A 23,607-nucleotide genomic window follows, 5' to 3' on the forward strand; every position below is an offset into this window, starting at 1 on the left:
GGCGCGGCGACGGGGATCTGCACCGGCGCGACGGGCAGCAGCGACGGGTCGGCCACCACGTCCCCCCGCCCGCCCATGGCGGCGGTCATCCGGGCGAAGCGCTCGGCGGCGCGGCCGTCCTGCAGCGTGGCGCGCAGCGCCGCCTGTCCGGCCTCCGGCGTGGCCGAGACCCCGGCGAGCGACAGCAGTTCACCGCCGAGCGCCAGCGTCACCCCGGCCAGCGGCGTGTCAGTGGCGCCGCGAAGGCAGGCGATCACCTCATGCAGTTCCAGAGCGTTGCCGAGGGCGCCGGCAAGCGGCTGGTCCATGTCGGTGATCAGCGCCAGCGTCGGGCAGCCCGCCCCGTTCGCCGTGTCCACCAGCGCCCGGGCCAGGGCGCGGGCGGCGTCGAGATCGGCCATGAAGGCGCCCGAGCCGCATTTCACGTCCAGCACCAACGCGCCGAGCCCCGCGGCGAGCTTCTTCGACAGGATCGAGGCGGTGATGAGGTCGAGGCTGTCCACCGTCCCCGTCACGTCGCGGATCGCGTAGAGCCGCCGGTCGGCCGGGGCGATGCGGGCGGTGGCCGAGACGATGGCGCAACCGACCTCGCCCACCACGGCGCGGAACCGCTCCTCGGGCAGGTCGGTCGAGAGGTCCGGGATCGCCTCGAGCTTGTCGAGGGTGCCGCCGGTGTGGCCGAGGCCGCGGCCCGAGATCATCGGGACGTAACAGCCGAGCGCCGCCAGCGCCGGGGCGAGCACCAGCGAGACCGGATCGCCGATGCCCCCCGTGGAGTGCTTGTCCACCACCGGCCCCGGCAGATCCCAGGCCAGCACGTCGCCGCTGTCGCGCATCCCTTCGGTCAGCGCGACCGCGCCGCCCTCTCCCAGCCCGTTCAGGCAGGCGGCCATGGCGAAGGCGCCCGCCTGCGCGTCGCTCACCCGCCCGTCGGCCAGCCCGGCGGCGAAGGCGCGCAGGGCCTCCGGCGCGGGAGCTTGACCGGCGCGCAGGGCGGCGAGGACGGTGCGGGGCTCCATCGGCTCAGGGCTTGTCCATGTGGGCCAGACTGAAGGCGCCGGGCAGCAGGTCGGCCACGGTCACCGTTTCGGACTTGCCGCCTGTGGTCGCCATGGTCACGGGGGTGCCCGGCGCCGCGAACTCGGCCAGCTTCTGGCGGCAGCCGCCGCAGGGAGGCACCGGCGCGGGGCTGTCGGCGACGACATAGGCCTCGGCGATCTCGTATTCGCCGGCAGCGCACATGGCGGCGATGGCCCCGGCCTCGGCGCAGGTGCCTTCGGGATAGGCCACGTTCTCGACGTTGCAGCCGGCATAGATGTTGCCCGCGGGGGTGCGGATGGCGGCCCCCACCTTGAAGCCGGAATAGGGGGCGTGGGCGTTCTCGCGCACCTGGCGCGCGGCGGTCTTCAGGGTCATGTCGCTTCCTTCCGGGCGTTCGCGCGCATGGTGCAGTGCCCCACCGGGGCGCGCAAGGGGAACCCCGCGTGCGGTGCGGCCGTTCGCTTGGGGAAGGAGGAATTCCCATGTCCAGCAACGAACATCCCGACGTCGTGGCCGCCACCGAGATCGGCGCCGTCGCCGCCCCCGAGACGGGCGAGGACGAACCGATGACCGAGAAGCAGGCCGCGGAACTGCGCCAGCTCTGCGAGGAGAAGGGCGAGGAGTACGACGCCAGCCTGACGAAGACGCAGGCCGAAGAGCGGATCGCGGCGCTGAAGGGGCAGGATGGGTGATATCACCCATCCTACGTCAGGCGCGGCGGGCTGACCGCTGCCGCGCGGTCAGGCGAGCGTCGTCCTGAAGCCCCCCGGCAGCGACACCTCCAGCAGCTCGAAATCCTCGCTCGGGGCCGCGTAGGTGGTGACCATGCCCGGCGGGATCGCGAGGGCGTCGCCGGGCGTCAGATCCACCGGATCGCGTCCCTCGCCCTCCAGCCGCATCGCGCCCTCCATGACGAATCCGAACAATATGTCGGCGTCATGGGTCGCGGCGGCGGGCAATCCTTGTCCTTTTCGAACAACCTGAACATTTGCCACGTTATTCGTATTCGTCCCGATCGTGGTGTCCCGGCAGATGAACCCCGGAACCCGGAAGTCCTGCCACTCGGCCTCTTCCGCGCGGTGATGGACGAACCTCTGGCCCTGGAACCGCCGGCCGGGGTTCACCGTGGCGTTCGGCAGGGTCATCTCGTGGTCGATGGTGGTGACGTGTTCCGCCGGAACCCCGATCTCGATCACCTCGATGCTGTCGGAGGCGTAGAGGACGCGGTGGCGGATCTCGGGCGGCTGGATCACGCAGTTGCCCGCGTGCAGTCGGAAGGGTTCGCCCTGGTCCTCGTAGACGAGGTCGACCCAGCCGCGATAGCAGAAGATCAGCTGGAAACCGACGGTGTGGTAGTGGACCATGTCCGGCACCGGCCCGCCATCGGGGATGCGGATGTGGCTGGCGATGATCGAGCCGCCCAGCCGGTCGGGCAGAAGGTCGCGGTAGTGCATCCCGGCCCGCCCGATCACCCAGGGCGCCTGGTCGGCCAGGCGGCGCACGGTGAAGGCGTGGGTCGTCGGCGGGATCGTCAGCGGCGGGTGCAGCTCGGCGATCTCGACCCGCGTACCGTTCGGGGCGGTCAGCAGGCGCTGGCCACCGGCGAAGGCATCGGGGTCGTCGGTGAGGATGCGGAGCGTGCCGGGGGCCTCAGGGGCGCCCTTTTCCAGCCGCACGCGCAGCCCGTGGCCCGAGAAGACGCCGACGGAGGGATCGTCGGCGGGATAGATCGTGTCGAGCCGCATCCCCAGCACCCTGGTGAAGAAGGGGATGTCGTCGCGCAGTTCGGCGGTGGGCAGGCGGACCTCGGCCCGGATCTCTGGCGCATGTTCTGTCATGGCGGCGAAGGTGCTGCGGCGCGCGGGCGGATGCAAGACGGGAACTTCTCCGCCACCCGGAACATTATGGGAACAAAGGAGACACACCATGGACAAGATCACCGAGACGCCCAAGGCCGACGCGCCGGGCAATGCCGAGAAGCCGGTCGAGGACTGGGTGACGGGCGACGAGCCGATGACGGGGGCGCAGGCCTCATATCTCAAGACGCTCTGCGAGGAGGCGGGAGAGGATTTCGACCCCGGCCTGAGCAAGGCCGAGGCGAGCAGGCGGATCGACGCGCTGCAGGGGGAAACCGGGCGCGGCGGCTGAAACCGGGCTGGCGGAGCGCGGCGGGCTTCGGATAGTGTGCCCGGAAAAGGACCGCGGGGGACACGGATTTGCAGAACAAGGAACGCGCCGAGGCGCTGCGCCAGGCGGCGCTGGAGTACCACCGTTTCCCGAAGCCCGGCAAGCTGGAGATCCGCGCCACGAAGCCGCTGGCCAACGGCCGCGACCTGTCCCGCGCCTATTCCCCCGGCGTCGCCGAGGCCTGCCTGGAGATCAAGGCGGACCCGGCGACGGCGCGCGACTATACCTCGCGCGGGAACCTCGTGGCGGTGGTCAGCAACGGCACGGCGGTGCTGGGTCTCGGCAACATCGGGGCGCTGGCCTCCAAGCCGGTGATGGAGGGCAAGGCGGTCCTGTTCAAGAAGTTCGCCAACATCGACTGCTTCGACGTCGAGGTGAACGAGGCCGATCCCCACAAGCTGGCCGACATCGTCTGCGCGCTGGAGCCGACCTTCGGGGCGATCAACCTGGAAGACATCAAGGCGCCGGACTGCTTCATCGTCGAGAAGCTGTGCCGCGAGCGGATGAACATTCCCGTCTTTCACGACGACCAGCACGGCACCGCCATCGTGGTCGGGGCCGCCGCCACCAATGCGCTCAGGGTCGCGGGCAAGAGCTTCGAGGACATCAAGGTGGTGTCGACGGGCGGCGGGGCGGCGGGGATCGCCTGCCTCAACATGCTGCTGAAGCTCGGGGTGAAACGCGAGAACGTGTGGCTGTGCGACCTTCAGGGGCTGGTGCATGTGGGACGAGTGGCCGACATGACCGAGCAGAAGGCGGCCTATGCGCAACCGGGCGGGCCGCGCGGCCTGGCCGACGTGATCGAGGGCGCGGACCTGTTCCTGGGGCTGTCGGGGCCGGGCGTTCTGACGCAGGAGATGGTGGCGAAGATGGCCCCTGCCCCGGTGATCTTCGCGCTGGCGAACCCAAACCCCGAGATCGACCCGGAGGATGCCCGCGAGGTCGCGCCGAAGGCACTGATCGCCACGGGTCGGAGCGACTATCCGAACCAGGTGAACAACGTCCTGTGCTTCCCGTTCATCTTCCGCGGCGCGCTGGACGTGGGCGCGACCGAGATCAACGACGCGATGAAGATCGCCTGCATCGAGGGGATCGCGGCCCTGGCCCGCGCCACCACCTCGGCCGAGGCCGCCGCGGCCTACCAGGGCGAGCAGATGACCTTCGGCCCCGACTACCTGATCCCGAAACCCTTCGATCCGCGCCTGATGGGCGTGGTCGCCGTGGCCGTGGCGAAGGCCGCGATGGAGACCGGGGTCGCGACGCGGCCGATCGAGGATCTGGCGGCCTACAAGGCGCAGCTCGACGGTTCGGTGTTCAAGTCGGCGATGATCATGCGCCCGGTGTTCGAGGCGGCCTCGGTCGCCTCCCGTCGCCTGGTCTTCGCCGAGGGCGAGGACGAGCGGGTGCTGCGCGCGGCGAGCGCGATCATGGAAGAGACGATCGACAAGCCGATCCTGATCGGCCGCCCCGACGTGATCGAGGCCCGGGCCGAGCGCGCGGGGCTGGTGATCCGGCCGGGCCGCGACTTCGAGATCGTGAACCCCGAGAGCGACTCGCGCTATCGCGACTACTGGGGCACATACCACGAGATGATGCAGCGGAAGGGCGTGACGCCCGACCTCGCGCGGGCGATCATGCGCACGAACTCCACCGCCATCGGCGCGGTGATGGTGCACCGGGGCGATGCCGACAGCATGATCTGCGGCACCTTCGGGCAGTACCTGTGGCACCTGAACTACATCCAGCAGGTGCTGGGCACGGACGAGCTGCACCCGATCGCGGCGCTGTCGCTGATGATCCTGGAAGACGGGCCGCTGTTCATCGCCGACACCCATGTGCACCCGAACCCCTCGCCGCAGCAGATCGCCGAGACGGTGATCGCCGCGGCCCGCCACGTGCGGCGTTTCGGGGTCGAACCGAAGATCGCGCTGTGTTCGCATTCGCAGTTCGGCAACCTCGACTGCGACACGGGGATCCGGATGCGCGGCGCGCTCGAGATCCTCGATTCCGAGCCGCGCAATTTCGCCTACGAGGGCGAGATGCACGCAGATGCCGCGCTCGACGGCGAGCTGCGGGCGCGGATCTTCCCGAACAGCCGTCTGGAGGGTGCGGCGAACGTGCTCGTCTTCGCCAACACCGACGCCGCCTCGGGCGTGCGCAACATCCTGAAGATGAAGGCGCGGGGGCTCGAGGTGGGGCCAATCCTGATGGGCATGGGCAACCGGGCGCATATCGTGACCTCGTCGATCACTGCCCGGGGCCTGCTCAATATCGCGGCTCTGGCTGGTACGCCGGTTGCACAGTACGGCTGACGCGTTCGGCGAGTTTGGTCTTGCTGCGCACCAGGTCCGCCTGGGAAATCGCCCGCGCCTCGTAGCTGCGCAGCACCGGGAAGGCCATCTCCATGGTGCGTCCGGCGAACAGGGCCGTCACCGTGTCGTAATCCTGCGCGCCAAGCGCCTCCATCGCCACGTCGCCGAGGAACATGCTTTCGGCGGCCATGCCGTTGGCGAGAAGCACGACGTGGCTGTCGCACAGGATGTGGTGATACTCGATCCGGCTGCGCGTGGCGTCGACGGTGATCGAGCAGCCGTTGACCAGGTTGACCGCCGGCGCCAGGCAGGCTTCGCCGAAGATGATCTGGCAATGGGCGGTCCGCAGGAGGAGACGGTGCTGCTGCGAGACGTAGGTATCGACGTAGGGCACCCCGTCGCCGAAGGTGTTGCGGGCGATGCGGACTGGGTACCACTTGCGGTAGCTGTCGTTCACCGGAACCGTCAGCCGGCGTGATCCGCTCCAGCGCACGGGATGGACCTTGCCCTCGATGTCGATCACCTGGGTGCCGACGCCGATCTCCTCGACCGGGATGTCGCCGTCCGTGGTGCGGATCAGCGTGCCGCTGCAGAAGCAGACGGGCGTGAACACCGGATAGGCGGTGGGGTCGATGTCGATGACCTCGGCGATCTGGCCAAGGGAGCTCGGCCGCCCGGCCGGGTAGTAGAAGTAGATCTGTCCACCGGCCTCGAACACCACGACGTCGACCTGCGTGCCAATACCCACCGTGATCCCGGCGACATCGACACCGGCCTGGGCCGTACCGCTGCCGATGTAGTTCAGCGGCTGCCCCTCGAAGGTGGCGATACCGTCGTCGGCGTCCGACAGGGTGCCGTCGTCGTCGGTCAGCGTTCCGCTGGTCGACCCGCCGAAATCGCCGAGGACGATGTTGACGGGATTTGAAAGAAGCTGCGCCTCCAGCAGGGCGCCGTCGTAGGGAATTACCGAAATCGTTTCCGTTGCCATGTGCACTCTCCACCACTCACCGGTGCGGCCGGACACCCAGGGCGCGACCGGCCGCAATCCGAGGTTGCAGAGTTCAAAGTGGACAAATCGACATGTTTGTTGGAAACAATGCACGCCGCGGCGCCGCCTTGTTTGTGCTCAAATATTTGATCTGTTAACGGAAATTAACCATTTGTTCCCTGTCCGGCCGTCGCGTTCCGCACGCGGAGACCAAGCCAGAACGTTACTTTTACAGGAAAGTTTTTCTCTGCCCAAAGATCGATCGGATCGGGCTGTCACGGCACGGGGAGCAGAGCCACGCACCATTGTACGACAGACTTCGCGGAGGGGGCTGAGCAACAATCCGCCCACGCCGGATTTCACATTTTCGTGAGGTTACGGGCAGCCATTCCGCGCGGGGCTAAGGCCGCGGTCGACACGTCGAGGGATACGGACCCAGTCATCCTTGCCTCGGCGCGCTGCCGCCGGATCGGCCCGGCGGCAGCGATTCGCGCTACTTCTTCGGTGCGGGCTTCTTTGCCGGAGCGGGCTTCGCGGCGGCTTCGGCCGGGGCGGCCATCTTGGCGTCGGGCTTCGATGGCTGCTTCATCTTCTTCTTCGGATTCTTGTCGCCCATGGCAACGTGACCTCTGTTGCGGGCAGGCCCTGCGCCGACCCTCCCCCCGACGCTAGTCGCCGGGCGGGAACGGGGCCGCTCCGTTTTCGACGGGAATGTCGAATCCGGCACATCGGCGCGCGCAACCCCATGCTGGCGCTCTGCTTTCGCCCGCGCTACTCCTCAAGGCGGACAGGACGTTTGGGAGGGCGGCATGGCGTATTCGGAGATCTACAGGGCCTGGCAGGACGACCCCGAGGCGTTCTGGATGGAACAGGCGAAGGCCATCGACTGGGACCGTGCCCCGACCTTCGCGCTCGACGACAGCCGGGCGCCCTTCTACGGCTGGTATCCCGATGCGATGGTCAACACCTGCTTCAACGCGGTGGACCGGCACGTGCGCGACGGACAGGGCGATCGGGCCGCGATCATCTACGACAGCCCGATCACGGGCGCGAAATCCAGGACGACCTTCGCCGAGCTGAAGGAGCAGACCGCGCGGCTGGCCGGGGCCCTCGCGGCGAAGGGCGTGGGCAAGGGCGACCGGGTCATCATCTACATGCCGATGGTGCCCGAGGCGCTGGTGGCGATGCTGGCCTGCACCCGGATCGGGGCGGTGCACTCGGTGGTCTTCGGCGGCTTCGCGGCGCACGAGCTGGCGACGCGGATCGACGACGCCGCGCCGAAGGCGGTGATCGCCGGCTCCTGCGGGATCGAGCCGGGGCGCGTGGTGGCCTACAAGCCGCTGCTCGACAACGCCATCGCGGCGGCGAAGCACAAGCCCGCGTTCTGCGTGATCTTCCAGCGCGAACAGTTGCGGGCCGAGCTGGTCGAGGGGCGCGATCACGAGTGGCACGCCTTCCAGGAGGGCGCGGAACCGGCGGACTGCCTGCCGGTCGAGGGGATGCACCCGGCCTATGTGCTCTATACCTCGGGGACGACGGGACAGCCGAAGGGGGTGGTGCGGCCCACGGCGGGGCACCTGGTGGCGCTGAACTGGACCATGAAGGCGGTCTACAACGTCGCGCCGGGCGAGGTGTTCTGGGCGGCATCGGACGTCGGCTGGGTCGTCGGCCACAGCTACATCTGCTATGCCCCGCTGATCCACGGCAACACCACGGTGGTGTTCGAGGGCAAGCCTGTGGGCACGCCGGACGCGGGCACCTTCTGGCGGGTGATCGCCGAGCATGACGTGAAGTCCTTCTTCACCGCGCCCACGGCGTTCCGCGCGATCAAGCGCGAGGATCCGAAGGCCGAGTGCCTGAAGGCGCACGACATCTCCTGCCTGCGCGCGCTGTATCTCGCCGGAGAGCGGGCGGATCCCGACACGATCGAATGGGCGCAGCGGGTGATGAACGTGCCGGTCTACGACCACTGGTGGCAGACCGAAACCGGCTGGCCCATCGTCGCCAACCCCGCCGGGATCGAGCCGCTGCCGGTGAGGATCGGCTCGCCCACCGTGGCGATGCCGGGTTACGACGTGCAGGTGCTGTCGCCCGAGGGGACGCCGGTCGCGCCGGGTACGCTCGGCGCCATCGCCATCAGGCTGCCCCTGCCCCCGGGCACCCTGCCGACGCTCTGGAATGCGGAGGAGCGGTTCAGGAAGGCGTATCTGACCACCTTCCCCGGCTATTACGAGACGGGGGATGCGGGGTACATCGACGAGGACGGCTATCTCTGGATCATGGCGCGCACCGACGACGTGATCAATGTCGCGGGGCACCGGCTGTCGACGGGGGCGATGGAGGAGATCCTGGCCTCGCACCCCGATGTCGCGGAATGCGCGGTGATCGGCGTCGCGGACCAGCTGAAGGGGCAGCTGCCCATGGGGTTCGTCTGCCTGTCGAAGGGCGTGAACAAGCCGAAGGAGACGGTGGAGGCCGAGTGCATCCAGCTGGTGCGCGACCAGATCGGCCCTGTCGCCGCCTTCCGGCTGTGCCGCGTGGTCGACCGGCTGCCGAAGACGCGCTCGGGCAAGATCCTGCGCCGCACCATGGCCAGCATCGCCGACGGGCAGGAGTTCAAGCTGCCCGCCACCATCGACGACCCCGCGATCCTCGACGAGATCCGGGAGGCGCTTTCCGGGATCGGCTATCCGAAGGCGGAGGGCTGAGGCGCGGGAGGAAGGCGGGCGCTCAGGGGTGGAAGAACACCTCTTCCATCGGCGCCCACCACTCGCCCTTGCCGACGCTGTCGAGCTGGCGCTGGCAGGGACCGCAGACTGCCCACCACTCCTGCGTCACCGGATCCTGCGCCATGGCGGCGGCGTCCCTCTCCCAGTCGTCGCCGTGGTATTCGAAGTGCGAGAACAGCAGGTTCTCGGGTTCGCGCAGGTAGATGACGTAGTTGCGGATGTGGCTGGCCGTGATCCGCTCCAGCACGGCAGGCCAGACGGCAGCGTGGAGCCTCTTGTACTCGGCGATGCGCTCGGGGCGCACCGCGATGACCGATCCCATCCTGACCATCAGGCGCCCTTTCGCAGCTCGACGTTGAACTCGGGGATCGCGCGGGCGGCCAGCGCCGCGCGGTCCCAGGCGATGCCGAGGCCCTGCGTCTCGGGCGCCTGCGCCATGCCGTTCTCGATCACGAGGCCGGTCTCCGTCACCTCGTCGAGCTGCGGGATGTATTCGACGTAACGCCCGTTCGGCACCGCGCAGACGAGGCTGACGTGAAGCTCCATCAGGAAGTGCGGGCAAACCGGCAGGTCGAAGCATTCCGCCATGTGGGCGACCTTCAGCCAGGGGGTGATGCCGCCGATCCGCCCCGCGTCCACCTGGATCACCGAGGCGGCGCCGCGCGAGATGTATTCGGCGAAGTGGCGCACGGAATAGAGGCTTTCGCCCACCGCCACGGGCATCGCCGCCGCGCGGGCCAGGTCGACGTGGCCCGCGATGTCGTCGGCGGCCAGGGGCTCCTCGATCCAGGCCAGGTCGAAGGGGCGCAGCGCCTCGGCGCGGCGGCGGGCGGTGTCGCGGCTGAACCCCTGGTTGGCGTCGGTCATGATCTCGTAGGACGGCCCCAGCGCCTCGCGCATGGCGGCGATGCGGGCCACGTCCTCGGCCGCCGTGGGCTTGCCGATCTTGACCTTCGAGCCGGTGAAGCCCTTCTCGCGCGCCGCCAGCGCATCCTCGACCAGCGCCTCGGGCGCGATGTGCAGCCAGCCGCCCTCGGTCGTGTAGCAGGGCGCGGCGGGGCGCGCGCCGCCCGCCATGCGCCAGAGCGGCAGGCCCGCCTTGCGGCAACGCAGGTCCCACAGTGCCGTGTCGATGGCGGCGAGCGCGATGGCGGTGATGGCGCCGATGGTGGTGGCGTGGGTGGCGAACTCCAGCTCGTGCCAGATCGCCTCGACCTCCGTCGCCTCGCGCCCGATCAGGCGCGGCGCCAGGTGATCGGCCAGCAGCCGCATGACCGAGGAGCCGCCGGTGCCGATGGTGTAGGAATATCCGGTGCCGGTCGCCCCGTCGCTGTCGGTGATCGTGACCAGCGGCGTCTCCTGGCTGACGAAGCTCTGGATCGCGTCGGTGCGCTTCACCTTCGGCACGAGGTCGACCATGGAGAGTTCGACGCGCTCTATGCGGGACATGGGAGGGGCCTTTCGCTTCGGCAGAGGATCAGTCGGGCAGGCCGTAGAAGCGGCGCGCGTTCCGGTGGCCGATCTTCGCGCGCTCGTCCTCGGAGAGGCCGGACAGCAGGCGGTGGGTCATCTCGATCCAGCCGGGCAGCCCGACGCCGAGGTCCACCACCGGCCAGTCGCCGCCCCAGACCAGACGGTCGGGGCCGAACAGCTCCAGCGCGGTCATCGCCACGGCATCGGTCGGCGCCTCCGGCCCGGCGTCGTCGGGGACATAGGCCGTCATGCCCGAGAACTTGACCATCAGGTTCGGCAGCTTCGCCAGCCGTTCCATGCCCGCGCGCCAGCCGTCGAAGCCACCCGCCGCCATGTCGTTGGTGCCGAAGTGGTCGAGGATGAAGGAGACATCCGGGCAGGCCGTGACAAGGTCCGCGGCAAGGTGCAGCTGCCGGGCGGCGAAGCACAGGTCCACCGGCCAGCCCGCCGCGCCGATCCGCCGGACGTTGGCGCGATAGCTGTCCGAGGTGCTGGTGTCGTCGGGCATGGTGTGCAGGATGCGGCGGAAGCCGACGACGTGCAGGTCGCGGCATTCCTCCAGCCACGCCTCGAAGCCGTCGTCGGTCTCCGGGCGGCAGGCGGCGATCTGGCCGTACATCGGCAGATCGCCCGTGCCGACCATCCCCGCGACAAGCCGCGCCTCGCGCTGGTAGTCGGCACCGTCCACGCCGGTTTCCATGAACACCGTGCCGATCACCCCCCGCCCCGCGACAAGCGCGGCATAATCGTCGCGGGTGAAGCCGCCCGAAAGCGCCGGGATGCCCTCGGTCCACGTATATCCCAAGTGGTCGCGCAGGATCAGGTGCTGGTGGGTGTCGATCAGCTGCATGGCGGCTCCTTCTGCTGCGTCTTCAGGCGGGGATTGCGATGCGGTCCATGTCCGGCCAGAGCGCCTCGGGCACCTCCCGGGCGAACAGGTCGAGGTTGCGGGTCAGGCTCGACGGTTTCGCCGTGCCGATCAGGACGCTCGCCACCACCGGATTGCGCAGCGGGAAATGCAGCGCGGCCGTGGGAAGGGCGACGTCGTGGGCGGCCGCGACGGCCTCCATCCTTTCGACCCGCTCCAGGATCTCCGCCGGGGCCTCGGCATAGTTGAAGGTCGCGCCGGGTTTTGCGCCCGTGGCGAGGATGCCGGAGTTGAAAACCCCGCCGACGACCATCGCCGTGCCGCTCTCCTCGCACATCCTCATCAGCCGCCCCTCGGCGCCCCGGTCGAGCATGGAGTAGCGCCCGGCCATCAGCAGGCAGTCGAGCTGCACCCGCTCCATCACCGCGACGCATGCCGCCACCTCGTTCACGCCAAGGCCGAAGGCGCCGATCCTGCCCGCCTGCTTCAGCTCGCGCAGCGCGTGGATGCCGTCGGTGCAGAAGGTGTCGAGGTGGCGGGCGTAATCCTCGCCCGTGAAGGTCGCGCTTTCCAGGTCGTGGACGAACAGGATATCGATGGAGGTCAGCCCCAGCCGCGCCAGGCTGTCCTCGACCGACCGCAGGATGCCCTCGCGGCTGTAGTCGTAGGAGACGGCGAAGGGCAGCGCGTCGACGAAACCGTTGTCCGGTGTGCTGCCGTCAGTGATCGGCGACAGCAGGCGGCCGACCTTGGTGGACAGCACGAAGTCGCCGCGCGGCTTGCCTTGCAGGAAGTCCCCCACCCGCCGCTCCGACAGGCCCTGCCCGTAGTAGGGCGCGGTGTCGAAGTACCGCATCCCGCCCTCCCAGGCGACCTCCATCGTCGCCATCGCGTCCTCGCGCATCACGGGGCGGTAGAGGTTGCCGATCCCCGCCGCGCCGAAGCCGAGTTCGGTCAGGTGCAGGTCGGTGCGGCCAAGGCGTCTGGTCTTCATCGTCATGTCCTGTTCAGGGAATATCGCGCGCGGGCACGTCGAAGGGGAGGTTCGCCTGCTGCTCGTCCGTCATCCGGTCGAAGATCACGAACACCATGTCGAGATGCCGCGCCAGCGCCTCTTCCGCGCCAAGGGCGTCGCCCGCGTCCAGCGCGTCGATCACCTGGCGGTGCTCGTCCAGCACGTCGAACAGCCGCTCGCGCTGCGCCCAGTAGCGGTGGAAGCGCATCAGCGGGGTCTTGGCCGCCTGGATCGCGGCCCAGACGCCCTGCCGGCCCGAGTGGCCCGCCAGCACCTGGTGGAACCGCTCGTCCTCCTGGAAGAAGCCGTCGGGATCCAGCGCCTCCACCATCTCCTCCTGCCGGGCGATGATCGCGCGCATCGTCTCGCCCATCTCCGGCGTCCAGATCGGCGCCGCCTCGCGCAGCAGCGCCAGTTCCAGGGAGCGGCGCACGAAGTGGCTGTCGCGCAGCCCTTCCAGCCGCAGGGGCGCCACGAAGCTGCCCCGCTGGGGCGAGACATCGACCAGCCCCTCCTCGGCCAGCCGCTGGATCGCGGCGCGCACGGGGGTGCGGGAGACCGAGAACTGCTTGCAGATCGAGTTCTCGCTGATCCGCTCGTTCGGGGCCAGCCGGACGTCGACGATTGCCTTGCGGAGCACCGCGTGCACCTGGTCGGAGACCGAGAGGTGACGGTCGAGATCGAGCGTCAGGGTTTCCAGCCCCGGTCGGCTGGCCCCGATCGGCGGGGCAAGCTCGGGGTGCGGCAGCGCGGTTCGGTCCCTGGCCATCTGGAGCCCTCGGCGGCAAAGCAAATGTCTTGCGACTTGGATACAAGGATACTAGTGTTCCGAACATGATTGCAAGCCGGTGCATCGACACCCGTGCAAACGCGAAGGGACGGGCGGGCCGGGAGACCCGATCCGGACTTGGCAATCGGGAAGTGGAGGAGAAAATCATGAGAAAGACGTTCAATTTCATTGCGATGGCCGGTCTCTGCAGCCTCGGCGCCGCAGCCGCGCAGGCCGCCGACGACAGCCAGCTGGCCTTGGTGCCGGGCGGCCCGCACCCCTATTTTGCGGCGTGGGAGCAGGCGGGGGCCGACGCGGTCAAGGACCTCGGCATCGCCGCCGCCGACTACAAGGTGCCGCAGAAGTGGGAGCTGACGCAGCAGAACCAGCTGCTCGAAAGCCTGCTGAGCCAGGGTTACAACGGTTTCATGATCTTCCCCGGCGATCCCGTCGGCGCCGTCTCGACGGCCGAGGAGCTGGCCGAGAACGGCGCGCAGGTGATCGCGGGCGCCGGCTGCTTCAAGGATCCCTCCCCGGCGGCCTTCTGCCTTGGCACCGACACGGGCAATTCCGCCTATCTCGGCACCAAGGAGCTTCTGAAGACCCTCGGTGACGGCGAGAAGAGGATCGCGCATTTCACCGGCTTCCTCGTCGACCCGAACACCCAGCTGCGCATCGACGCGGTGAACAAGGCGGCGGAGGAAGGCGGCGCGACGGTGGTGCAGGTCATCGCCGACATCGACGCGCCGGAACCGGCCGAGGAGAAGATCAACGCCTATCTCGCCGCCCATGCCGACGAGATTGACGGGATCATCACCACCGCCTGGGTGCCTGCCGTGGTCGCGGCGAACGCGCTCAGGAAGATGGGCGACACCGGCATCCACATGGTCGGCATCGACCACGACGAGGTGGTGCTGGCGGCGATCAAGGACGGCGTGATCGACGGCACCATGCTCCAGAACCCCTATGGCCAAGGCTATATCGGGGCCTTCGCGCTGGACAAGCTGCGCTCGGGCTGCACGGTGAAGGAGGATGCGCCCTTCGCGTCGAACGCGCTGACGAACAAGTTCATCGACTCGGGCACCGCCTATGTCGATGCCAGCAGCGTCGACGGCTACATCGACGCGATGCGGGCCGAGACGGACAAGATCCTGAAGGACTTCGAGGCGACCTACCTCACCTGCAACTGAGGTCTGCCGCCCCTCCGCCGATGCCCGCGCGGCATCGGCGGAACAGCCCGTTCGGCCCCCTGCCGCTTCCCTACTGGACCCGCTGTTGATGTCTGCACAAGATCTCGTCCCCGCCTCCGCCGGACCGCTCTCGCCCACCGGAGGCGGGCTGTCGCGCACCCGGTTCTTCCTGTCCAACGAATTCGGGCTGATCCTGCTGATCGCCGCCTTCGTGGCCGTCTTCGCCTTCACCACCCGCGGTTTCCTGTCGCCGTTCAACCTGTTCTCGCTCGGCCGCAACTCGGCCGTGAACATCATGATCGGGCTGTCGATGATGACCGTGATCGTCACCGGCGGGCTGAACCTGGCGGTCGGCGCGATCGGCGTCTGCGCGGCCATGGTCTGCGGCTGGATGATCGAGGTCCTGGCCCTGCCCTGGCCGCTGGCCGTGCTCGGCGGCCTGGCGCTTGGCGCCGCGCTCGGCTTCGTCAACGGCTGGATGGTGGTGCGCACCGGGCTTCACAGCTTCATCATCACGCTTGCCACCATGAGCATCTTCTTCGGCGCGATGATCTTCCTCACCCGGGCCGAGTCGTTCCGCGCCATGCCCGAGGTCTTCTCGGCTTTCGGCAAGATGAAGCTCGCGACCTACCTCTCGCCGCTCCTTCTGGTCACGCTGGCCTGCGCGCTGCTGCTCGCCTGGCTCTACCGCTTCACCGTCACGGGGCGCGAGATGCTGGCCGCGGGCGCCAACCCGGCGGCGGCGGAGCTTTCGGGGATCAACGTCAACCGCGCGGTGATCCTCTGCCATGTCCTGTCGGGCGTTCTCGCGGGCCTGGCGGCGCTGATGCTCGTCACCCGCAACGGCGCGGCGATCCCGTCGATGGCGGGGCAGCTCGGGCAGGACTGGCTGCTGCCCGCCTTCCTCGGCCCCGTGCTGGGAGGCACGCTGCTGAAGGGCGGCAAGGTCTCGGTGCTGGGCACCGTGCTGGGCGCCTTCCTCGTCACCATGCTGACGAGCGGGCTGCTGATGCTCCAGGTCGGCGCCTTCTGGGTGCAGACCTTCCTCGGGCTGATGCTGCTGGTCGCCGTGCTGCTGGACAAGGCGCGCCGCTCCTACCTCGCCCGCCGCAATCTGGCGTGAAGGGACCGACATGCTGCACCTCTCCCGCCTCTCCCGCGCCGACTGGTTCGGCCCGCTGCTCGCCACGATCCTCGCGATCCTGCTGATCCAGAGCTTCAGCGCGTCGTTCCTGTCGGCCTACAACATCGAGATCCTGCTGCTGGCCATCGCCGTGAACGCGCTGGTCGCCTACAGCCAGATGGTCATCATCGCCATCGGCCAGATGAACTTGTCGGTCGGCGCCATCGGCGGGCTTGCCGCGATCTCCTTCGCCGGCGTGATGGAGGTCTGGGGCCTGCCCGCGCCTCTGGCGCTGCTCCTCGCCCTGGCGATCGGGGCGCTCGCTGGGGCGGTCAACGGCATCCTGATCCGCATCACCGGCATCTCGGCCTTCGTCATCACCCTGGCGACGCTGTCGATCTTCAAGGGCATCAACCTCGGCATCACCGAGGCGCAGCCGTTCTACGGCATCCCCGAAAGCGTCAAGAGCTTCGGCGCCTCGATCCTGTTCGGCCCAGTCCCCCTGCTGGTCCTGCCGACCGCCATCGTCACGCTGCTGCTCTGGCTCATGCTGCGCCGCCTGCCCATGGGGCGGTTCATCCTGGCCGTGGGCAGCAACGAACACGCCGCGGCGCTCTCGGGCATCTCGGTCGGCACCACCGTCGTCGCCGCCCACGCGATCTCGGGCCTGCTCGCGGCGCTGGCGGGCGTGCTGGTGGTCGCGCGGCTCCAGATCGGCCAGCCCTCGATCGGGGACGACTGGCTGATCCTGTCCTTCGCCGCCCCGGTGATCGGCGGCGCGATCCTCGCGGGCGGACACGTCAGCACCATGGCGACGCTGCTCGGCGTCGTGATCGTCGCCATCATCACCCAGGCGCTGGTGCTGTTCTCGATCGACCCGTTCCTGGTGCAGGTGGTGCTGGGCGCGATGATCCTGGCCGCGGTCGGGCTGAACCGGCTGCGCGCCCGCACGCCCTTGAAGGGGAGCCACTGAGAATGACCGCGACCCCGATCTTCCGTGCCGAGGGCATCCAGAAGGCCTTTCCGGGCGTCCTCGCCCTGAAGGGCGTCGACATCTCGCTCCACCCCGGCTCGATCCACGCGCTCCTGGGCGAGAACGGGGCGGGCAAGTCGACGCTGATCAAGGTCATCACCGGGGTGCACGCGCCCACCGCCGGGAAGATGTACCTCGACGGCGCCGAGACGGGCTTCGCCAGCCCCCGCGACGCCATCGCCAAGGGGATCGGCGTCGTCCACCAGGAGAGAAACCTGTTCCCCCGCTTCTCGGTGGCCGAGAACATCTTCCTCGAACAGCTCGCCGACTCCTGGGTCCGCCCCGTGGACTATGCCCGGCTGAACCGCGAGGCGCGGCCCTGGCTCGAGTCGCTCGAGCTCGACATCGACCCGGCCACGCCGGTGTCCGAGCTGTCGGTGGCGCGGATGCAGCTGGTGGAGATCGCCAAGGCGCTTTCGCTGAAAAGCCGGGTGCTGCTGCTGGACGAACCCACCGCCTCGCTCACGTCGAGCGAGACCGACCGGCTGTTTACCATCCTGCGGCGGCTGCGCGACGACGGCACCAGCCTGGTCTTCGTGTCCCACAAGCTGGAGGAGGTGCAGGAGATCTGCGACCGCGTCACCGTGCTGCGCGACGGCGAGAACGCCTGCGACAGCCGCCCGATGCAGGGGGTGGACCGCAACGACCTGGTGCAGATGATGATCGGGCGCGCGGAAAGCGGCGGCGCCTGGCGCCACCGCGACACCGAGGCGCAGCCCGAGGTGCTGGGCCTCACCGGCGTCGCCACCGCGCTTGGCCACCGCGACATCGACCTGACCGTGAGGAAGGGCGAGATCGTCGGACTCTACGGGCTGATCGGCGTCGGACGGACGGAGCTGGCGAAATGCATCATGGGCCAGTTCGCCGTCACCGGGGGCGAGCTCAGGGTCGACGGCAGCGCGGTCCGGATCGGCTCGGTCGCCGAGGCGATCCACCGCCACGGCATCGGCTACATCAGCGAGGACCGGAAGGGCGAGGGCCTGATCCTCCAGCACACGGTGCTGGAGAACGCGGGCGTGCCGATCTGGCGCAAGCTGGCGCGCGCCTTCGGCAGCCTCTCGGACCGGCGGGTCGAGGGCGTGGTCACGCCGTTCCTGAGGAAGCTCGAGGTGAAGACGCCGAGCCTGGCGCAGACCGCGGGCAACCTGTCGGGCGGCAACCAGCAGAAGATCAGCGTGGCGAAATGGCTGGCGGCGGGGGTGTCGCTGCTGATCGTCGACGAGCCCTCGGTCGGCATCGACATCAAGACCAAGGCCTATCTGCACGACCTCCTGCGCGAACTCGCGGACAACGGCACGGCGATCCTGCTGATCTCCAGCGACATGCCCGAGATGATCGCGCTGGCCGACCGAATCGCGGTGATGGACGGCTACCGCATCCGCGGCGAGGTGGCGAACACCGGCGTCTACCGCGACATCAGCCGCCGGATCATGGACCTGATCCACGGCGAAAGCGCCGCCCGGGCGGGATAGCCAGGGGTCGACGACACGCCAGGCCCGGGCGGCACCTTACAGCGATGTAACGCGGCGGAAAGCGCCCGGGCAGGTTCGGCCCCCAGGTGGAGTGGTGACAGAACAACTGCCCGAAAGGAGCAATGTCATGAAACCCCTCTCGAAACTGGCCGCCGCCGCGACCGTCGCCACCAGCCTTCTTGCCCTCGGCGCGCCGCTCGCCATGGCCCAGCAGGCGCAGTCCGAAGCCGGTCTTCGCGCCTCCGTCGTGTCGGAAGCCAGGGCCAACGGGATCACCATCGCCGACCCCCAGGCCCTGACGATGGCGCAGCTGACCGAGCTTTCCGACGTGCTGAACTCCGGCGATCGCCAGAAGGCCTCCGAGGTCGAGACGATCCTGAACGCCCGTCACGAGACGGCGCTGCTGGACCGCTCCGCCGCCGCGGATCCGGGCCTGCGCGACAGCTTGGTGTCCGAAGCCGCGGCCAACGGTCTCGACATCGCCAATCCCGACCAGCTGACCGTCGCCGAGCTGATCCGGATGAGCGACATCCTGAACTCGGACAGCCAGGACAAGGCCGCCGCCCTGCGCGCGGTGCTCGGAAGGACCGACATGGACCGGGCGAGCGATCCCTCGACCGCGGGACTGCGTGACAGCGTGGTGTCCGAGGCGGCGGCCAACGGCGTGACCATCGCCAATCCGGGAAGCCTGACGGACGAGCAGCTGGCCGAACTCGGCAACATCCTGAACTCCGGCAACCGCGACAAGCCGGCGGCGATCCGCGCGGTCATCGGCCGCGGCTGACCTCCGCTTTTTCCCCGCGTCGATGACACCCCCCTGCGTCGGCGCGGGGAAGCGCGGCCGGGCCCCATCGGTCCGGCCGTTGCGGGCGATACAATGCCATCGGTCGGGCGCCTCGCCGCATCCGGTTACTTCGAAGAAACCGGATCATTTTCCTCGATGAGAATGGGCCCGCCACGAAACAAGCGTCCGGATCCGGGCCCGGTTTTCTCAAGAAAACCGGGCCATTTTCCTTGAGGAAAATGGCTTCCCCCCAAGCGCCGACGTCTGGGCCCTTTCCCGGTTTTCTCAAGAAAACCGGGCCATTTTCCTTCAGGAAAATGGCTGGCTTCCCCAACGTCGCGCAAGTCCGTTCCGGACCGCACGCCGCGGCTTCTGTTTCCCACCGGCTCTGCTAGGCTTTGCCACGGGGGAGCAGCCTGGCTCCCCGGCAGACACGGCGAGGGGTCGATGAACGATTACACCCACCCGACGGAGCACCACGTCTTCGAGATCGCGAACCTCCGCCTCCAGCGCGGCTTCACCCTGCCGACGGCGCGGCTGGTCTACCAGACCTACGGGCGGCTCAACGGCGACAGGTCGAACGCGATCCTCTACCCGACCTCCTACGGCGCGCAGCACACCGACATCCAGTGGCTGATCGGCCCCGGCCGCGTGCTGGACCCGACCGAATGGTTCATCGTCATCCCGAACATGTTCGGCAACGGCCTCTCCTCCTCGCCCGGCAATCTCGAACCGCCGTTCGGCCCCGAGCGGATGCCGCTCTTCACCCACTGGGACAACGTCCACGCCCAGCGGCGGATGCTGGCCGAGGTGTTCGGGATCGAGAGGCTGGCGATGATCTACGGCTGGTCCATGGGCGGGCAGCAGGCGCTGCACTGGGGTGCGATCTTCCCCGACCGGGTCGAACGGATCTGCGCCACCTGCACCTCGGCCCGCACCTCGGTGCACAACCGGGTGTTCCTCGAGGGGGTGCGCGCCGCGCTGACGGGGGATCCAAGCTGGCAGGGGACGCATTTCACCGCCCATCCCACGCGGGGCCTGCGGGCCATGGGGCGGGTCTATGCCGGCTGGGCGATGTCGCAGGCGTGGTATCGCCAGAGGCTCTACGAGAAGGACGGATACGCATCGCTCGAGGATTACCTCGTGCGCTTCTGGGAGGCGAACTTCCTGCGCCGCAATCCCCACGACCTCCTGGCCAGCATCGAGACCTGGATGGCCTCCGACATCTCCGACAACCCGCTGTTCGGCGGCGATCTCGACAGGGCGCTTGGCGCGATCACGGCGAAATCCATCGTGATGCCCTCGCGCACCGACCTCTACTTCACGCCCGAGGACAGCGAGGAACAGACGGCGCGGATGCCGAATGCCGAGTTCAGGGTGATCGAATCGATCTGGGGTCACCGGGCGGGCAATCCCGCGACCCACCCCGAGGACGAGGCGGTGCTGCGGCAGGCCGCGGAAGACCTGCTGGCGTCATAGGACCGGGGCGCCGCAATTGCGGCGCCCCGCCGGCGATCAGTCCATCGCCTTGAAGTTGAACTCGCCGCCTTCCTTGATGCCCGAGAACCAGCGCGCCGTGACCGTCTTGGTCTTGGTGTAGAAGCGGAAGGCGTCGGGGCCGTACTGGTTCAGGTCGCCGAAGGCCGATTTCTTCCAGCCGCCGAAGGTGTGATAGGACAGGGGCACGGGGATCGGGAAGTTGATCCCGACCATGCCCACGTTGACCCGGTGGGCGAAGTCCCGCGCCGTGTCGCCGTCGGCGGTGTAGATCGCGGTGCCGTTGCCATAGGGGTTGTCCATGGTCAGCTTCAGCGCCTCCTCGTAGCTCTCGGTGCGCACGGTGCTGAGGACCGGGCCGAAGATCTCCTCCCTGTAGATTTCCATGTCCGGCGTCACGTCGTCGAACAGCGAGGGGCCGACGAAGAAGCCGTTCTCGTAGCCCTGGAGCTTGAAGCCGCGCCCGTCGACCACCAGCTTCGCGCCCGCGTCCACGCCGCTGTCGATCAGCTTCTCGATCCTGGCCTTCGAGGCGGCGGTGATGACGGGGCCGTAATCCACCTCCTCGCCCGAGGTGTAGGGGCCGACCTTCAGCTTCTCGACCCGCGGCACCAGCTTCTCGATCAGCGCGTCGGCCGTCTCCTTGCCGACCGGCACCGCGACCGAGATCGCCATGCAGCGTTCGCCCGCCGCGCCGTAGCCGGCACCGACCAGCGCGTCGGCCGCCTTGTCGATGTCGGCGTCGGGCATGATGATCATGTGGTTCTTCGCCCCGCCGAAGCACTGGGCGCGCTTGCCGTTGTTCGCCGCGCGGCCATAGATGTACTGCGCGATCGGGGTCGAGCCGACGAAGCCCACGCCTTGGATCGTCTCGTTGTCGAGGATGGCGTCCACCGCCTCCTTGTCGCCGTTCACCACCTGCAGCACGCCGTCGGGCAGGCCCGCCTCCTGCAACAGTTCCGCGAGGCGCAGCGCGGTGGAGGGGCAGCGCTCGGACGGCTTCAGCACCATCGCGTTGCCGCAGGTCAGGGCCGGGGCCATCTTCCAGAGCGGGATCATCGCCGGGAAGTTGAAGGGCGTGATGCCCGCGACCACGCCGAGCGGCTGGCGCATGGAGTAGAGGTCGATGCCCGGGCCGCCGTCGTCGGTGAACTCGCCCTTCAGCAGCGACGGGCCGCCCATGCAGACCTCGACCACTTCCAGACCGCGCTGCACGTCGCCGCGCCCGTCGGGCAGGGTCTTGCCGTGCTCCTTCGACACCAGCTCGGCCAGCTCGTCCATGTGCTCGTTGATCAGCTGGCCGAACTTCATCATCACCCGCGCCCTACGCTGCGGGTTGGTGGCGCCCCAGGCGACCTGCGCCTCGGCGGCCTTGGCCACGGCCTCGTCCAGCTCGGCCTTGCTGGCCAGCGGCACCTGCGCCTGCACCTCGCCGGTAGCGGGGTTGTAGACGTCGGCCATCCGGCCCGAGCCCTTGACGCGGGCGCCGTTGATCCAGTGGTGCAGGGTTTCCATCGCATCCTCCATGTTCCGGTTGGCCGCAGTCTAGGGTTGCCGGGACGCCGCGGAAAGCGGCAGTTTGGCAAAGAGGTCTTGCAGGAATGAGGCTACGATGGCGGAACCAAGCTGGGACGATCTGCGCATATTCCTGTCCGTCGCCCGGCAGGACAGCCTGTCGGCCGCGGGGCGGGCGCTTCGGCTGGACCCGGCTACCGTGGGTAGGCGCGTCGCGCGGCTGGAACGGGCGGTGGGCGCGGCGCTGTTCGTCAAGTCGCCACAGGGCTATGCGCTGAACGAGGCCGGGCTGCGCCTGCTGGTCCATGCCGAACGGGCCGAGCAGGCGATGAGCGCCGCCACCGAGGAACTGGCGGGGCGGGACGCGGGCCTCGGCGGCTCGGTGCGGCTCGGGGCGCCGGACGGCTGCGCGAACTTCCTGCTGCCGCAGGTCTGCGCCGACATCGCGGCCCGCAATCCCGGGCTGGAGGTGCAGATCGTCGCCCTGCCCCGGATCCTCAACCTGTCGCGGCGCGAGGCGGACATGGCCATCGGCGTCTCCCCGCCCACGGGCGGGCGGCTCGCCGTGCAGAAGATCGCCGACTACCGGCTGCACCTTGCCGCCCATCCCCGCTATCTCGAGGGCGCGCCGCCGCTGGAGCGGCCCGAGGACCTGCGCCACCACCGGATCGTCGGCTATATTCCCGACATGATCTTCGACAGCGAACTCGACTATCTCGGCGGGATCGGGGTCACCCGCGTGGACCTCGCCTCGAACTCGGTCGCGGTGCAGATGCGCTGGCTCGCCGCGGGGGCCGGGGTTGGCATCGTGCACGATTTCGCCCTGCCCTCCGCCCCCGGCATGGTGCGGCTGCTGACCGGGGCGGTGTCGCTCGAGCGGACGTTCTGGCTGATCCGCCAGCAGGAGGACCGCCGCTCGGACCGGCTGAACCGGTTCGCCGCGGCGCTGACCGAGGGCCTGCGGGCCGAGATCCGGCGGCTGGAGGCGCTGTGCGCCACGGCGGCGGCGGCCGGAAGCGCGACCAATGGTGGCTTGACAGACGCGGGGGCGAAGTTGGACGCTGATCCCAGGCGGCCCCGCGCCGGGTCTGCCGGTTGAACGGTCCTAGGGAGGAGCACTCCATGCTGGTGCAGCAGATTCTCAACGGCAAGTCCGGCGGCGAGGTCTATACCCTGCCCTCCGGCACCTCGGTTTCGGACGCGGCCAGGCTGCTGTCCGAGAAGCGGATCGGCGCGGTGATCATCTCGGACGACGGGACCACGCCCCTCGGCATCCTGTCCGAGCGCGACATCGTGCGCGAACTCGGCAAGCGCGGCGCGGGCTGCATGGACGACCGGGTGGAGCGGCTGATGACCCACAAGCTGGTCGGCTGCGCCCCCGAGGACGAGGCCCATTCGGTGCTGATGAAGATGACCGAGGGGCGGTTCCGCCACATGCCGGTGATGCAGGGCGAGACGATGGTCGGCCTGATCTCGATCGGCGACGTGGTGAAGGCGCGGCTGGCCGAACTCGCGATGGAGCGCGATGCGCTGGAAGGCATGGTGATGGGCTACTGACGCCCCGGGCGCGGAGTGCCTTGCATTCCCGCGCGCAATAATGTTGCGTGCGCC

22 protein-coding genes and 1 pseudogene are annotated in these 23,607 nt (G+C 68.8%); 12 read left to right on the plus strand and 11 right to left on the minus strand.

The annotated features are described in order from the left end of the window. Positions 1–1,019: thymidine phosphorylase (locus A7B20_RS17685; protein ID WP_102109913.1), on the minus strand; the 1,019-nt coding region annotated here is incomplete at its 3' end. Between the two features lie 4 nt (positions 1,020–1,023). Further along, positions 1,024–1,416, minus strand: coding sequence for a cytidine deaminase (locus tag A7B20_RS17690; protein WP_102109914.1), 393 nt, complete (start codon positions 1,414–1,416; stop codon positions 1,024–1,026). Positions 1,417–1,523: 107 nt separating this feature from the next. Between A7B20_RS17690 and A7B20_RS17695 the strand changes: the two genes are divergently transcribed. Beyond that, on the plus strand, positions 1,524–1,733 hold the full coding sequence (locus tag A7B20_RS17695; protein WP_102109915.1) for a DUF3072 domain-containing protein: 210 nt from the start codon (positions 1,524–1,526) through the stop codon (positions 1,731–1,733). A gap of 48 nt (positions 1,734–1,781) precedes the next feature. Here A7B20_RS17695 and A7B20_RS17700 read toward each other — a convergent pair whose 3' ends face one another. Then, on the minus strand, positions 1,782–2,879 hold the full coding sequence (locus tag A7B20_RS17700; protein WP_102109953.1) for a cupin domain-containing protein: 1,098 nt from the start codon (positions 2,877–2,879) through the stop codon (positions 1,782–1,784). A gap of 88 nt (positions 2,880–2,967) precedes the next feature. On the opposite strand from A7B20_RS17700, the gene A7B20_RS17705 reads away from it, so the two are divergent. After that, positions 2,968–3,189 (plus strand): DUF3072 domain-containing protein, encoded by a 222-nt coding sequence (locus A7B20_RS17705; RefSeq protein ID WP_102109916.1) that lies wholly within the window; start codon positions 2,968–2,970, stop codon positions 3,187–3,189. 62 nt (positions 3,190–3,251) lie between these two features. Beyond that, a pseudogene (locus tag A7B20_RS17710) lies at positions 3,252–5,540 on the plus strand (NADP-dependent malic enzyme); the annotation flags it as partial. On the opposite strand, the gene A7B20_RS17715 reads toward A7B20_RS17710, so the two are convergent. Together A7B20_RS17715 and A7B20_RS21745 are read right to left on the minus strand one after the other, a co-directional pair. Then, positions 5,494–6,528, minus strand: a complete 1,035-nt coding sequence (locus A7B20_RS17715) for a Hint domain-containing protein (protein ID WP_102109918.1) — start codon at positions 6,526–6,528, stop codon at positions 5,494–5,496. The pseudogene A7B20_RS17710 and the gene A7B20_RS17715 overlap by 47 nt on opposite strands. A gap of 493 nt (positions 6,529–7,021) precedes the next feature. Next, entirely contained in the window at positions 7,022–7,144 is a 123-nt protein-coding gene (locus A7B20_RS21745) for a hypothetical protein (protein WP_281260114.1), read from the minus strand. Between the two features lie 193 nt (positions 7,145–7,337). On the opposite strand from A7B20_RS21745, the gene A7B20_RS17725 reads away from it, so the two are divergent. Further along, a complete protein-coding gene (locus A7B20_RS17725; protein ID WP_102109919.1) occupies positions 7,338–9,236 on the plus strand; it encodes a propionyl-CoA synthetase in 1,899 nt (632 codons plus the stop codon). A gap of 22 nt (positions 9,237–9,258) precedes the next feature. Here A7B20_RS17725 and A7B20_RS17730 read toward each other — a convergent pair whose 3' ends face one another. From A7B20_RS17730 to A7B20_RS17750, 5 genes are read right to left on the minus strand one after another with little or no spacing between them, the layout of a single operon-like run. Continuing rightward, positions 9,259–9,588 carry an L-rhamnose mutarotase gene (locus A7B20_RS17730; RefSeq protein ID WP_102109920.1) on the minus strand — a complete coding sequence of 110 codons (330 nt, stop codon included), beginning with the start codon at positions 9,586–9,588 and terminating at the stop codon, positions 9,259–9,261. Further along, complete coding sequence (locus A7B20_RS17735; protein ID WP_102109921.1) at positions 9,588–10,706, minus strand: mandelate racemase/muconate lactonizing enzyme family protein; 1,119 nt, start codon at positions 10,704–10,706, stop codon at positions 9,588–9,590. The genes A7B20_RS17730 and A7B20_RS17735 overlap by 1 nt, the downstream gene beginning before the upstream one ends. Before the next feature lie 28 nt (positions 10,707–10,734). After that, positions 10,735–11,580: an amidohydrolase family protein gene (locus A7B20_RS17740; RefSeq protein WP_102109922.1), complete on the minus strand. Its 846-nt coding sequence runs from the start codon at positions 11,578–11,580 to the stop codon at positions 10,735–10,737. Between the two features lie 22 nt (positions 11,581–11,602). Further along, positions 11,603–12,592, minus strand: a complete 990-nt coding sequence (locus tag A7B20_RS17745) for an aldo/keto reductase (RefSeq protein WP_102109923.1) — start codon at positions 12,590–12,592, stop codon at positions 11,603–11,605. Positions 12,593–12,605: 13 nt separating this feature from the next. Beyond that, a complete protein-coding gene (locus tag A7B20_RS17750; protein ID WP_102109924.1) occupies positions 12,606–13,382 on the minus strand; it encodes a GntR family transcriptional regulator in 777 nt (258 codons plus the stop codon). Positions 13,383–13,549: 167 nt separating this feature from the next. Between A7B20_RS17750 and A7B20_RS17755 the strand changes: the two genes are divergently transcribed. The 6 genes from A7B20_RS17755 to A7B20_RS17780 all read left to right on the plus strand — a co-directional run bounded on the left by A7B20_RS17755 (position 13,550) and on the right by A7B20_RS17780 (position 20,463). Then, positions 13,550–14,572, plus strand: a complete 1,023-nt coding sequence (locus A7B20_RS17755; RefSeq protein ID WP_102109925.1) for a sugar ABC transporter substrate-binding protein — start codon at positions 13,550–13,552, stop codon at positions 14,570–14,572. An 88-nt stretch (positions 14,573–14,660) separates the two neighbouring features. After that, a complete protein-coding gene (locus tag A7B20_RS17760) occupies positions 14,661–15,695 on the plus strand; it encodes an ABC transporter permease (RefSeq protein ID WP_102109926.1) in 1,035 nt (344 codons plus the stop codon). Positions 15,696–15,705: 10 nt separating this feature from the next. Then, entirely contained in the window at positions 15,706–16,668 is a 963-nt protein-coding gene (locus A7B20_RS17765; protein ID WP_102109927.1) for an ABC transporter permease, read from the plus strand. A gap of 2 nt (positions 16,669–16,670) precedes the next feature. Continuing rightward, on the plus strand, positions 16,671–18,200 hold the full coding sequence (locus A7B20_RS17770; protein WP_102109928.1) for a sugar ABC transporter ATP-binding protein: 1,530 nt from the start codon (positions 16,671–16,673) through the stop codon (positions 18,198–18,200). Between the two features lie 127 nt (positions 18,201–18,327). After that, the gene (locus tag A7B20_RS17775; protein WP_102109929.1) at positions 18,328–18,984 is read left to right on the plus strand and encodes a hypothetical protein; all 657 of its coding nucleotides are present in this window, start codon (positions 18,328–18,330) and stop codon (positions 18,982–18,984) included. A 447-nt stretch (positions 18,985–19,431) separates the two neighbouring features. Next, on the plus strand, positions 19,432–20,463 hold the full coding sequence (locus A7B20_RS17780; protein WP_102109930.1) for an alpha/beta fold hydrolase: 1,032 nt from the start codon (positions 19,432–19,434) through the stop codon (positions 20,461–20,463). A 36-nt stretch (positions 20,464–20,499) separates the two neighbouring features. Here A7B20_RS17780 and A7B20_RS17785 read toward each other — a convergent pair whose 3' ends face one another. Then, on the minus strand, positions 20,500–21,996 hold the full coding sequence (locus A7B20_RS17785) for a CoA-acylating methylmalonate-semialdehyde dehydrogenase (protein ID WP_102109954.1): 1,497 nt from the start codon (positions 21,994–21,996) through the stop codon (positions 20,500–20,502). A 97-nt stretch (positions 21,997–22,093) separates the two neighbouring features. On the opposite strand from A7B20_RS17785, the gene A7B20_RS17790 reads away from it, so the two are divergent. Next, positions 22,094–23,095 (plus strand): LysR family transcriptional regulator, encoded by a 1,002-nt coding sequence (locus A7B20_RS17790; protein WP_102109931.1) that lies wholly within the window; start codon positions 22,094–22,096, stop codon positions 23,093–23,095. 23 nt (positions 23,096–23,118) lie between these two features. After that, on the plus strand, positions 23,119–23,553 hold the full coding sequence (locus A7B20_RS17795) for a CBS domain-containing protein (protein ID WP_102109932.1): 435 nt from the start codon (positions 23,119–23,121) through the stop codon (positions 23,551–23,553). The last annotated feature ends 54 nt before the right edge of the window (positions 23,554–23,607 follow it).

Source organism: Oceaniglobus roseus, assembly GCF_002869745.1.
In the GTDB taxonomy this organism is placed as follows: domain Bacteria; phylum Pseudomonadota; class Alphaproteobacteria; order Rhodobacterales; family Rhodobacteraceae; genus Oceaniglobus; species Oceaniglobus roseus.